At 52.4% G+C, this 12,393-nt stretch carries 10 protein-coding genes and 1 tRNA gene; 1 reads left to right on the forward strand and 10 read right to left on the reverse strand.

Annotated elements, in window-relative coordinates; all coding sequences use genetic code 11:
* Positions 1–239: 239 nt before the first annotated feature.
* From C0557_RS00875 to aspA, 9 genes are all read right to left on the reverse strand, one after another.
* On the reverse strand, positions 240–734 hold the full coding sequence (locus C0557_RS00875; protein WP_208657184.1) for a hypothetical protein: 495 nt from the start codon (positions 732–734) through the stop codon (positions 240–242).
* Entirely contained in the window at positions 731–2,752 is a 2,022-nt protein-coding gene (locus C0557_RS00880) for a DUF3289 family protein (RefSeq protein WP_208657185.1), read from the reverse strand. The genes C0557_RS00875 and C0557_RS00880 overlap by 4 nt, the downstream gene beginning before the upstream one ends.
* 15 nt (positions 2,753–2,767) lie before the next feature.
* The gene (locus C0557_RS00885; protein ID WP_208657186.1) at positions 2,768–5,059 is read right to left on the reverse strand and encodes a type VI secretion system Vgr family protein; all 2,292 of its coding nucleotides are present in this window, start codon (positions 5,057–5,059) and stop codon (positions 2,768–2,770) included.
* A 467-nt stretch (positions 5,060–5,526) separates the two neighbouring features.
* Positions 5,527–5,602, reverse strand: a tRNA-Phe gene (locus C0557_RS00890).
* Between the two features lie 105 nt (positions 5,603–5,707).
* Positions 5,708–6,283, reverse strand: a complete 576-nt coding sequence (locus tag C0557_RS00895; RefSeq protein WP_043955506.1) for a transcriptional regulator — start codon at positions 6,281–6,283, stop codon at positions 5,708–5,710.
* A gap of 46 nt (positions 6,284–6,329) precedes the next feature.
* A complete protein-coding gene (locus C0557_RS00900) occupies positions 6,330–8,033 on the reverse strand; it encodes a protein-disulfide reductase DsbD (RefSeq protein WP_208657187.1) in 1,704 nt (567 codons plus the stop codon).
* Positions 8,009–8,332, reverse strand: coding sequence for a divalent cation tolerance protein CutA (cutA, locus tag C0557_RS00905; RefSeq protein WP_007372702.1), 324 nt, complete (start codon positions 8,330–8,332; stop codon positions 8,009–8,011). Before cutA ends, C0557_RS00900 begins: the two co-directional genes overlap by 25 nt.
* A gap of 85 nt (positions 8,333–8,417) precedes the next feature.
* The gene (locus C0557_RS00910; RefSeq protein WP_074780369.1) at positions 8,418–9,719 is read right to left on the reverse strand and encodes an anaerobic C4-dicarboxylate transporter; all 1,302 of its coding nucleotides are present in this window, start codon (positions 9,717–9,719) and stop codon (positions 8,418–8,420) included.
* A gap of 113 nt (positions 9,720–9,832) precedes the next feature.
* Complete coding sequence (aspA, locus tag C0557_RS00915) at positions 9,833–11,269, reverse strand: aspartate ammonia-lyase (protein WP_208657188.1); 1,437 nt, start codon at positions 11,267–11,269, stop codon at positions 9,833–9,835.
* A 338-nt stretch (positions 11,270–11,607) separates the two neighbouring features.
* On the opposite strand from aspA, the gene C0557_RS00920 reads away from it, so the two are divergent.
* Positions 11,608–12,078, forward strand: a complete 471-nt coding sequence (locus C0557_RS00920) for an FxsA family protein (RefSeq protein ID WP_043955499.1) — start codon at positions 11,608–11,610, stop codon at positions 12,076–12,078.
* A gap of 49 nt (positions 12,079–12,127) precedes the next feature.
* Here C0557_RS00920 and C0557_RS00925 read toward each other — a convergent pair.
* On the reverse strand, positions 12,128–12,393 hold a 266-nt coding region (locus tag C0557_RS00925), incomplete at its 5' end, for an IS3 family transposase (RefSeq protein ID WP_208657189.1).

Below are 12,393 nucleotides of genomic sequence, written 5' to 3' on the forward strand. Positions count from 1 at the left end.
TAGATGCCCGATGGCGCTGTGGGGATAGCTCATTATCCCCCAGGGTTAGGGAATATATAGGGTGAGGCGATAAATTGAAAATGAGTGTTTGTCGCAATGTAAGCAAGGAAATCAGGTTTTATGCCAGAAGTATAAATCGATGTTGGAAAAACCTACAAAGTGATTCTGTTGCTAAATAGCGCAGGATTTCGGGTCAAGGTCACATCTTTTTGGTAATAAATATAGTGTGAAGGTATTATTTAGGTCCATGAGGGGAAATACACATAGAGGGGTTTCCCATTTATGTCTCCAATGACTTCATCATCAACTGTCGTTTTGTCTAAACTTACAAAAAATAATATATCATCTTTAGGTATACATTGTTTACCTTTTAGAGAGCCTTTTAAGCAAACCTGATTTTCGCCTATCCAAAAAGCAAGCTCAGCACTATCACTCACTTTCTCAGGATTATTTTTTATAAATACAATATCGTCACAATTATTTATAAGTGGTTTCCATGTGTTGATGATTTTATTTTTATTTTTCGTCCATATCATTTTTTGTGAGTAATGTGATAATGGTACGTTATCTACTACTATAGCGGTGGACTTACATTCTTTTTTAGAATTCGTTCGAATCTCTAAGTTTTGATACACATGTTTAACGTCACCTGGACGGATTAAGTATAAATAAAGTGCTTGTGCAACAAAATACACCAATAATGCGGTGATAACTGCGCTTTTTTTTGATTTCATATTCCACCCTCTACCCAGATGCTGAAATTGGCTTCATTAATGAACGGTTTGAAACCAAAGTTTCTATAGCGTTGCAAAATGAACCAGGAACAAAACCAGGATGTGAGTTCAAAAATTTTCCCATTCATATCACCAATATCCAGTCCGAAATGATCCTGAATCTGAAATATTAATCGTGCTTTGAAATTTTTACGACGGAATCCACCGATTTCAGTTTCAATGATCTCGAAATCATCAATATATATCTTCGTTGAGTAAGTGTCGTGAATAGTGATTCCAAGCCCATTGAACCAGTCTATTTCATTAAATTTAGGCAATGTTACTCTTGACGCTATTTTAGCTGCTATTCCATCCAGGTCATCGGGCGATAATGGGTTAAATTCATTCTCATAAAATGTTTCTAGTAGGATTTTCTTTATTGTATCCACGCATTTTTTTGTGGTTCCATGTTCCATAAATGCTTTATTTAATAGCTCATGACGTAAAACACCACCTTCATTCTTTCTGAATTTATCAATCATGATCCTGATGAGTGGCGCATATTCTCCCCATGCAGTCCAGTAGGCCATACTGTCCATGCTGGCAAAATGTTCATCCACTGTTTTAGTGAAGTCAAAAAAATTAACCTTAAACTCCTCACCAAACACATTAATCCGGTTCAGCTTCCCCTGAGCAAGTATCTGCTCTTTGCTCAAATCACCGTATCGCATATCGTCAACGGTGAAATCATTCATTGTTTTGCGCTTACTGCTGCCAGCGCTGGAATAGATGAGCCGACGCTCTGCTTTCTGAAGCTGGATCATTAGGCCGCGAGGGTCAAAATGCCAGACCAGACCGGTTAACTCCTTCTGAGTGCTCAGGGGGAGTTTATCGAAGAATGACAGCGCCTTCGCGTGCTCCTTCAGCGCCGCATAACTCTCCTCGCTCATGGGCTCAGGCAACGAGTCGTTGGACGCTTTCAGCCAGGAAAATCGGGTATCAAATGTTGCGAAGTCCCACTCCAGCGGGAATTTACAGATAAACCGGGTAAAATCGGTATCCTGTTTTTCCAGCGCTTTTTTTATTGTTGCTGAATTGCACTGACCGTCTGGTGTTATATCGTCGTTAACAAGAGTCCAGCCCGCCCAGTCGGGGAAATCGGCATCTGTCCAGGTTTTCACCGCCGGCGATGAAACATCCACCCATCCTTCGCCACCGGGGTAGGCCACACGGACCCACTCACTGTATGTTTTATGTCCGCTGACTGCCGGTGTGGGTTCGCAGATATAGTCCACCGCGATGGCTGTTTCCCCGACTGGCTGGTAATCATTACCCACCTTATGCAGAGCCCGGGTTTTAGTGCCTTCATGGATAACATAGAGTGCTCTGGTGGTGATGCTGCAAGGAGATGCTGACAGCCCGTAAGGCGCGCTCCCCTCATAAATGGCGGTCCTTTCCGGAAGAAGGAAATAACGATGGCCATAAACAGGTTTTGCTCTGCTCGGGGCGCTGACATCCAGATTGCCGTGGTCGCGACCACACAGCATCTTCAGCATGTCGGAAGGGCAGCATATCTGAAAATGGTAGGCGTTGCGCCCGCTGACCATCCCGGTGGTGCCAATTACCTGGCCCCGTCTGACGGTGACCCCCACTTTATCCTGAATTTCGGGGCGTACCTGCTTCATGTGCATGGTCAGCGAATAAAACACGTATGACACAGGCTCTTCACCAATGAGCATTTCATGACGGATAAGCACACACCCGTTATCCGTTGCGCCATCATAGTTCAGCGGTTTCACATCACGCTTCTCTAAGGGAGCTGGGTCGTTTGCCCAGACCACCACCCCATCGGCAACGGCTCTCAGGGGGTTGGCTAACGCGCCGGTATCGGTATGGGGAATATGAATGCCACCGTGCCAGGACTCAACACCATTGACCGGGAAACCACGGCGCGGGTCGACAGGCATCGTTCGCATAACCCATGCGGCATACTCTTCATTATCCTGACGGGGAAACAGAATGGGTGGTGAAATGTGCATCAGTGCATTCCTTGCTTATGAAAATGAAAACGCGATCGGGGCCGGAGGCTGATCTTCCACCTTATCGTGAGAAGGCAAATCTACGGGCTGTGTTGCCGGGGCTATCAGCTGTGTTCGCTTAACTTTGCGAATGTAATCCCCTGCGGTGCCGTACTCGATTTTTCCGGCGTCAATCCTCAGGTAGCTGCCGCCGCCGATAAGTGTGACGCGTTTCTTCCCGGCAAACAGAATGTCGCCCATCGCCGTTATACCGAGCTTCTGCTCCGCACTCAGATGCATTTCACCATTCTGGGCCTGGATATCTACCGGCCCTTCGCTGGTAATGACGCTGAGTTTACCGGTACGCGCAAACAGGCCTATTTTTTCCCCGGCCAGCAGGGTGGTATTACCCATTGCGCCGGTGCTGATATCACCGCCCGCATTCATGGCGATATTTCCCACCGCAGCCAGTTGCATGTGCTCACCGCTGGTAAACGCCACGCCTTCCGGGCCGTGAAAGTGAATCATCCCGTTAAGCGGCTTCAGTCGTTGATTAAACATCGCCATCTGGCTGGCAATATCCGCTTCCAGCGCCTGCGCCTGTTCCGCTGCTGCGGCCAGAGCCTGTAACTGATGCTGGCAGATTTCAATTTCCCGCAGCGCGGTTTCCATATCCAGCACGTCGCCCGCCGCTTTAACCTGACCCTCTGCGGTGACGAACAGCCCTTTTGCCACGCGGATCACACCGTATTCATCGGTGCGCAATTCAAAGCCGGAACCGCGCTGTTTGCCCTGTTCGTCAGTGATATGTCCCTGATTAAGCTGTGCTGCGCCATACGGGGTGGTCAGCGCAATATGCTCTTTACCGCGCAGGTCTTCCATCCGCAGTTCGTTCCCGCCAGCGGTGCGCAAAATGTTCTGGCTACGGTTATCACGGGTAACGATGTCAGCGTGTTCTGAATCATGCATGGCATGGGAAATATAGGGCAGGTCAATATCACCGTTGCTGAATGCAATGGCGACTTCAGTTCCGTCAGTTAGTGGTGTGTGCCAGCCGTACGTATCACCGGCATACGGTTTTGCCATCCGCAGCCACAAATAACCGTAGCCCTGTTCGCTGTTACTGCGGTCAAAATCCAGCTTCACACGATAACGTCCATGCTCATCAAGATGGGCGAAGATGTCGCCTTTTTCCCGGCTCTCAATGCGGGCGGGAAGCGTGCTGTGAATTTCGGGGCGTTCAGGGCAGCCCGGGCGAAAGCACCAGCGCTCAGTATAGGGCTGCCCCCACACCGAGACATGCAGGCGCGAATCACGCGCGCCAATAAACGTCACCAGCGTCATAATGACACCGTCTTTTAGCTCAGTAATGATATTACCCTGTGGTTCCAGTACCTGCCCCGGCGTCAGGTGAGGGGCGTTGCTGAAGAGATGAAGCCGGGCCGACCGATTCAGTTCGCGCTCGTGATGAATTCGCGCATAGAATGCTCCACTCTCAGTGGCGGGCTCCGGGTCAGTATCGTCCCCGTCTTTCAGGTATGTTTCACCGTAACGGTAATGCTCACCCGCTGTCACCGCATCACTGCGTACGGAGACTCTGGCATGCATCGGCGTAGTGGCGGTACGGTAGTTATACGTGTTTGCATACACCCCGCCTGGTACCACGTTGTGCCATGTGCGCACTCCCCAGACACATTCTTCCGCCGAAAGACCCGAGTGCTCCTGGTATGGCAGTCTGACATCAAACACATACTGAAGCTGGGTATCGCCAAAAATAACAACGTCCAGTTCTGTTGCGTCGTTCATTTCAAAACGGAACCAGATGCCCACTTCTGCCAGCAGTCGCTGGATAAATTCGAGGTCGGTTTCGCGCCACTGGGTGATGACTTCACGGCATGGATAGTCGCGGGAGAGGCGGAATTCAAAGTCCGGCCCCTCCAGCCCGTGAGTACGCAGCACCTGTTCCACCACCTCCGGTACCGACTGATTCTGGAAAACGGCACAGTGGCGGGAGTGGGAAAGCAGGGCAAGCCGGGATTCAAGAGTAATGGCGTAATGAGACTGGTCGGCGCTGGTGGAGAGCCATTCGAAGGCGGTAATCATACCGTGAACGGCTTTATGTCCATTCATGTCGAAACTGGCATATTTCATCAGAACATCTTCACCCTGCACGATCTGCGGCGTGGTGAACTCGATACGCCACGAGAAAGGCTGGCTCAGGGCCTCCCGACCTCTGAATCTCAGCACATCGGGGGTAACCGTGCTGTCATTAATGTCCAGCCTGTAGAGCGATAAAGATTTATTCAGGGCGAGTGCAGTTAAATCCATCAACGGGACACCTTCCATGGTGAAGAGCAAGCTATAGCCTGTTAACGCGCAAAATAAATGTGGGTTATTGTCTTTTATATGAACAGCCAGACAATGATTTTATGCTTAACACCCTGAAAATCAGAATATTGCCGCAATAGGGGGAATGGTTTCAGTCTTTCCCGGTTGCGGACGGACCGGACAAAGCCTTGTGGTGATGAATCCACCGGGGAGGTTTACATGATGGAAATAACGGGCATCAGCAGTTTGCCGCCTGTAAGCAGAAAAGCAAAAACCCGCCTTTTGGGCGGGTTCTCTGAATAAGTGGTGCCCGGACCCGGACTAACGCCGTCAGGCGTTGAACAGCGCGCTTGTCGCGCTGGCCCCGAAGGGGTGAGCCGCCTGCGGCGAATAATCGAACGGAGTTCGATGGAGAGTCCGGAAACAGAAAAGCAAAAACCCAGCCATAGGCTGGGTTCTTTAAATAGTGGTGCCCGGACTCGGAATCGAACCAAGGACACGGGGATTTTCAATCCCCTGCTCTACCGACTGAGCTATCCGGGCAACGGGGCGCATTAAACCCTAATCGTCTTAAGGCGTCAACCTTATTTCTAAAAATGCTATTCAGTTGCTCAAGTTTGCGGCAATCAGGGCGATTGCGCAGCGAAATCAGGTTAACGCGCCGCCCTGGCGGCAACAGGCGAAACGCAGAATATCTTCCGCCAGCCGCTGCGCCGTATCGACATCGGCCTGGCTGCGCTTAACCAGCATCCTGCTCAGGCAACCTTCCAGCACCAGCTCCATCTGCTTAGCCACCATCGCCGGATCGTCAACTTCCAACTGCGTCAGCACCTCGTGCGTAAAGTCGTAAGCATCGCGCTTTTGCTGATCCGCCAGTTGATGGATTGGGTGTCCGGGATCGGGAAAGAAAGTACACGCGGCGATAAACAAACAGCCGGGATAGCGGTTGTTGCTGACGCATTCAGTCAACGCGCCGTAGCGCGCCAGCAGCTTCTGCTCATGAGTCAGCGTCTCATCCAACAGCAGCTGTCTGCGCCAGGCATCAATTTGCTGGCTCAGATAACGCAGCGCATCATAGAGCAGGGCTTCTTTATCCGGCCAGAAACGGCGCAGCTCGTCGAGGGGATAGTCGATGCGATCGGCAACCATTTCAAGAGTGGTTTCGGCAATCCCTTTAAGCTCAAGTAATTGCAAAGTCTGGCTCAAAACGTCTTCGCGTTGCACGGTGTTCTCCTCCGTTATCTGAAGCGAGCTCCCCAAACAGTGTTGTTTATGGGGTGCGATTGCGCAAATGCGCGGCAAAGGTTGCCGCATCCATAAAACCGGTCACCCGGTCGGCGGGCTGCTCGACGCCTTGCGCGTCGAAAAAGAGGATCGTCGGCAGCCCAAGCACATTCAACTGGCGCAGCAGCGCGGCATCATGCGCATTGTTCGCCGTCACGTTGGCCTGCAGTAATACGCTCTCTTTCAGCGCCGCCTGCACTTGCGGGTCACTGAAGGTGTACTTCTCGAACTCTTTACAGGCTACGCACCAATCCGCATAAAGATCCAGCATTACCGGCCGACCTTTAGCCCGGGCCAGCGCCTTGTTCAGATCATCAACGGTCTGGATCGGGGTAAACGCCAGCGGCGAGTGCGTCTGTACGGCGGGCGCGCCAAATGCCCAGTCCTGCAACGGACGAGCACACACCAGCGCAGCGCCGAGCAGGGCAATTTGCACGACCCGTATTACCGGGCGCGTCACGTTGAGGCTGGAAATAAACGCCCAGGCAAAAAACGCCAGACCCAGCAGCGACCACAGCCGCAATCCCCATGTATCGCCCAGCACGCGCTCCAGCAGAAAGACGGGCAGGGCGAGGATGACAAAACCAAAGGCGATTTTGACCTGCTCCATCCACGGCCCGCTTTTCGGCAGCAGCCGGTTGCCGAACACCGTTACCAGGATCAGGGGTAAACCCATGCCCAACGCATAAAGATAAAGTGTGCCGCCGCCGAGCCACAGATTACCGCTCTGCGCGATATAGAGCAGGATGGCGCTCAGCGGCGCGGTGGTGCAGGGCGAACAAATCAGCCCGGCGATTGCGCCCATGGCGAACACGCCGCCAGGCGATCCGCCCTGCTGGCGGTTACTCCACAGCGTTAAACGGGTTTGCAGTGCGGACGGCAGTTGCAGGGTAAACAGGCCGAACATCGACAGCGCCAGCAGGCTAAAGAGCACAGAGAGCCCAATCAGCACGTAAGGATGTTGTAATGTCGCCTGAAACGATAACCCGGCAGCGGCGACAACTAGCCCCAGCGCGGTGTAGGTTAGCGCCATTCCCTGTACGTAGATAAACGCCAGCAGCAACGCGCGCGTGGTGGACAGGCGCTGTTTACCGCCCAGCACAATGCCGGAAATCAGCGGATACATCGGCAGCACGCAAGGGGTAAACGCGATGCCAATACCGATAAGCAGCGCCCAGAGCGCGGAAAAAGGCAGCGAGGCCGCAGGCGTATCGTTTGCTGTAACCGGTTTTTCGGCGGGCGCTGGCGCGGTGGATTGCGCGGCGGCAACCTCCATCAACGGCACGATTTTGGTTTCCGGCGGATAGCAGAACCCGGCGTCGGCGCAGCCCTGATAAGTCACCGTCAGCGTCGCGCCTTTCGTCGCCTGCGTAACGTCAAGCGGTAGCGTGAGTTGCTGGCGGTAGATCTCGGTTTTGCCGTAGAACTCATCTTCATGCATCTCCCCGCCTGGCAACGCCAGCGTGCCAATGCGAGCCTGATTCGGGGTGACGCGAATTTGTTGGCGGTAAAGGTAGTAACCCTCTTTCACCTGCCAGTTGAGCGTAAGGTCGTGCTGATGTTGCTGAAAATCAAAAACAAACGCCTGATCGGCAGGGACAAAACTGGAGCGACCAGGCGCGTCGAATAATCCCGCAAAGGCGGATGTGCTGCACAGCAGCAGGATCAGCGTAAAGATGCGTTGAGCCATGAGAGGTAATCGTAATCTCCGTGGGTAACGGGCAAAGCCAGTAGTTCAGGGGTCTGGTACGGGTGGTGCGATTTAATGCAGGCGAAAAGATCTTCCAGATGCGCGACGTCAGTTTTCAGCAGTAGCTGAACTTCGTACTCCTGCTCCAGTTTACCTTCCCAGTAATAGAGCGACGTCGCTCCCGGCAGAATAGTGACACAGGCAGCAAGCTTATCGGCCAGCACTTTGGCGGCCAGATCCTGGGCAGTGGCTTCATCCGGGGCAGTGCAGAGTACAACAACGGCATCAGGCGTGTTCATCGTCAACCTCGTAGCAGCGAAAGTACCGACTATACCACGCGAAGGAAAAGGATCGGGCCGCCGGGCGACCCGATTTTAAGGACTTTTACAACAGGATGCCGCCAAAGATGAAGCCCAGAATGACGCACAGGGCAATGGCGATCACGCCCGGAATGAGGAACGGATGGTTAAACACGAACCTGCCGATGCGCGTTGAACCGGTATCGTCCATCTCAACCGCCGCCAGCAGAGTGGGGTAAGTGGGCAGCACAAACAGCGCGGAGACCGCCGCAAACGATGCCACGGCGGTCAGCGGCGAAACGCCCAGCAGCAGCGCGGCAGGCATCAGCGCTTTAGTGGTTGCTGCCTGCGAGTAGAGCAGTGTCGCGGCGAAAAACAGTACCACGGCCAGCAGCCACGGATAGTTATGCAATAAGTCACCGGCAACCACCTGGATGTCTTCGATGTGGTGTTTTACGAACGTATCGCCCAGCCAGGCGACGCCCAGCACGCAGATACAGGCGCTCATACCCGATTTAAAGGTACTGGCGTTCAGTATTTCGCCGGTGTCGATTTTGCAGGTCAGGCAAATCAGCGTTGCGATGGTCAGCATAAACACCACAATCGCTTCGTTACGCGGCAGTACGGGGTGGGTAATAAGCCCCACGGTTGGGCTGATTGCAGTGGCATACAGCATCACCGCCACAATACCAATCAGGAACAGCAGCACCGAGCGTTTAGCGTGGGGTTTCAGTTCAAATACCTGGCTGCCGCGCAGCTTCACTTCACCTTTCGCCAGACGCTCCTGGTACACAGGATCATCTTTCAGCTCGCAGCCGAGGAAGTTACACACCACGGCGGTGATCATCACGGCAATCAGCGTAACAGGAATACAGATCGCCAGCAGCGTCAGGTAACTGACGCCCAGCGGTTCGAGGATACCGGCAAAAAAGACCACGGCGGCAGAAATGGGCGAGGCCGTAATGGCGATTTGTGAGGCGACCACGGCAATCGACAGCGGACGCGACGGGCGAATTCCTTGCTCTTTCGCCACTTCGGTAATCACCGGCAGCGTCGAGAATGCGGTGTGCCCGGTTCCGGCAAGGATCGTCATAAACCAGGTGACCAGCGGGGCAAGAAAGGTGATGTACTTCGGGTGGCTGCGCAGCATGCGTTCAGCCAGGCTCACCAGATAATCCATACCGCCCGCCACCTGCATCGCGGCGATAGCGGCAATAACGGCCATGATGATTTCGATGACGTCGAAGGGAATGACGCCAGGCGGGATTTGAAAGAACAGGGTCAGGACAAGAACGCCAAGGCCACCCGCAAACCCAATGCCGATACCGCCAAGCCGGGCGCCCAGGTAGATGGCTAATAAGACGAGGACAAGCTCTGCTGCAAACATAATTGGCTTCCTTGTTTAACTAAGTGATATCGAATCGTTATATTTTAGTTACTATCCATAAGAAAAAAGGCACGTCACTCACGACGTGCCTTTTATGTATTTACGTGCTGAATTTATTGTTCACTTTCATCGGTATAACGTTTTGCTTTATAGGCCGGATGCATTAAGTTTTGCGCGGAAAATATATCATCCAGTTCCGTCTCGGTCAGCAGTCCGCGCTCCAAAACCACTTCCCGCACGCTTTTCCCCGTTTCGGCGCAAATCTTACCGACGATATCGCCGTTGTGATGGCCGATAAACGGGTTGAGGTAGGTCACGATGCCGATGGAGTTGTAGACGTAGCCTTCGCACACTGCTTTGTTGGCCGTGATGCCGTTGATGCATTTTTCCAGCAGGTTGTAGCAGGCGTTGGTGAGAATATGGATTGACTCAAACATGGCCTGGCCAATCACCGGCTCCATCACGTTCAACTGCAACTGGCCCGCTTCGGAGGCCATGGTGACGGTGGTATCGTTGCCGATCACTTTAAAGCACACCTGATTCACCACTTCCGGCACCACCGGGTTCACTTTGGCTGGCATGATCGACGAACCCGCCTGCAACTCCGGCAGGTTGATTTCATTCAGCCCGGCGCGCGGCCCGGAGGAGAGCAGACGCAGGTCATTACAAATTTTGGAGAGTTTCACCGCCAGACGTTTCAGCGAGCTGTGTACCATCACGTACGCGCCGCAGTCGGAAGTGGCTTCAATCAGGTCTTCCGCCGGAACGACCGGCAGATTGCTTACTTCCGCCAGTTTCTGCACCGCCAGTTGCTGATAACCGTCCGGCGTGTTGAGGCGAGTACCGATGGCGGTAGCGCCGAGGTTCACTTCCAGCAGCAGTTCAGCGGTGCGCAGCAGGTTTTTGGTCTCTTCATTCAGCAGCACATTGAAGGCGTGAAATTCCTGACCGAGGGTCATCGGTACCGCGTCCTGCAACTGGGTACGGCCCATTTTCAGGATATCCTTGAACTCCACGGCTTTGTTTTCAAAACCTTCACCGAGTTGTTTGATGGCATCAATCAGCTTAACGATGGAAGCATACACCGCGATGCGGAACCCGGTAGGATAGGCATCGTTCGTGGACTGGCATTTGTTGACATGATCGTTCGGGTTGAGGAACTGGTAGTCGCCTTTCTGGTGGCCCATCAGTTCAAGCCCAATGTTGGCCAGCACTTCGTTGGTGTTCATGTTGACGGAAGTACCCGCGCCGCCCTGATAAACATCTACCGGGAATTGATCCATACATTTGCCATTGTTCAGGACCTCATCACATGCGGCAACGATAGCGTTCGCGATATTTTTAGGAATGGTTTGCAGCTCTTTATTCGCCAGGGCAGCCGCTTTTTTTACCATTACCATGCCACGGACAAATTCAGGGATGTCACTGATTTTGCTGTTGCTGATATAAAAGTTTTCAATCGCTCTCAGAGTATGCACGCCATAATAGGCATCCGCTGGCACTTCCCTGGTACCCAACAAATCTTCTTCGATACGAATGTTGTTTAACATGTGAACCTTCTTTTGCAAGCTACGAATGAATACACCAAACACACAGTATTTATGTGGATATGTGTCTTTTTCGACCGACGATTATGCCCTTAATCGGCCGGATACCCGAGATTATATGCTGGCTATGATCAAATGCCGTAATCTCGATCACTTATTATCCTCGTGAATGCATCATTATTAATAATATGTGAAATGTGTCACCGCTTCGTAACAGACAAAACTTTACATCGCGGGGGAAATTGAATTTTTTCGATCTGCCGCCATCTCAGGACTATGCGATTCGCAAACCCTTACTGACAGACGCCACAGGGCGTCTGTTTTTTTCACAGGAGAAGCCAGTGCGCTGGATACCGTTTATTGCTTTTTTCTTATACGTCTACATTGAGATATCGATCTTTATTCAGGTTGCCCATGTTTTTGGCGTCCTGATGACGCTCATTCTGGTGCTCTTTACCTCAGTGATTGGTATGTCGCTGGTGCGTAACCAGGGCTTTAAGAATTTCATGCTGATGCAGCAAAAAATGGCGGCGGGTGAAAGCCCGGCGGCGGAGATGATCAAAAGCGTATCGCTGATCATTTCTGGTCTGTTGCTGGTGCTGCCGGGGTTCTTTACCGACTTCCTCGGTCTGCTGCTGCTGTTGCCGCCGGTACAAAAACACCTGACGCTGAAGCTGATGCCGCATCTGCGCTTTTCGCGGATGCCGGGCGGCGGTTTTTCGGCTGGAGGCGATGCGGGCCAGACATTTGAAGGCGAGTATCAGCGCAAAGACGATCAGCGTAATCGGCTGGATAATAAAGACGACCGCTAATGTTGATGCCCGGCACCTGGACTGACCCCATAAAGTTGGACAGTTCATGTTAAGCGGCTTTCAGGGCCTGGGTTCGGTACTCTACCGGACTCAGGCCTTTTAATTTCAGGCTTATCCGCTTGTTGTTGTAGTAACAGATGTATTCCTCTATCGCCTTTCTCAGTTCGTTGACACTGTCCCACCTGCTCAGATAAAAACACTCCGATTTCAGCGTACCGAAGAAGTTCTCCATCACTGCATTATCCAGGCAGTTTCCTTTGCGCGACATACTTTGTGTCATGCCCCGCGCCTTTAACTTTGCCTGATAGCCTGCCA

The sequence above is a fragment of the Kosakonia sp. MUSA4 genome (genome assembly GCF_013085925.1).
GTDB classification, from domain to species: domain Bacteria; phylum Pseudomonadota; class Gammaproteobacteria; order Enterobacterales; family Enterobacteriaceae; genus Kosakonia; species Kosakonia sacchari_B.

Coding starts and splice junctions, on each gene's coding strand:
- C0557_RS00875 (WP_208657184.1), bottom strand. CDS start 734: ATGAAATCAAAAAAAAGCGCAGTTATCACCGCATTATTGGTGTATTTT.
- C0557_RS00880 (WP_208657185.1), bottom strand. CDS start 2,752: ATGCACATTTCACCACCCATTCTGTTTCCCCGTCAGGATAATGAAGAG.
- C0557_RS00885 (WP_208657186.1), bottom strand. CDS start 5,059: ATGGATTTAACTGCACTCGCCCTGAATAAATCTTTATCGCTCTACAGG.
- C0557_RS00900 (WP_208657187.1), bottom strand. CDS start 8,033: ATGGCTCAACGCATCTTTACGCTGATCCTGCTGCTGTGCAGCACATCC.
- cutA (WP_007372702.1), bottom strand. CDS start 8,332: ATGAACACGCCTGATGCCGTTGTTGTACTCTGCACTGCCCCGGATGAA.
- C0557_RS00910 (WP_074780369.1), bottom strand. CDS start 9,719: ATGTTTGCAGCAGAGCTTGTCCTCGTCTTATTAGCCATCTACCTGGGC.
- aspA (WP_208657188.1), bottom strand. CDS start 11,269: ATGTTAAACAACATTCGTATCGAAGAAGATTTGTTGGGTACCAGGGAA.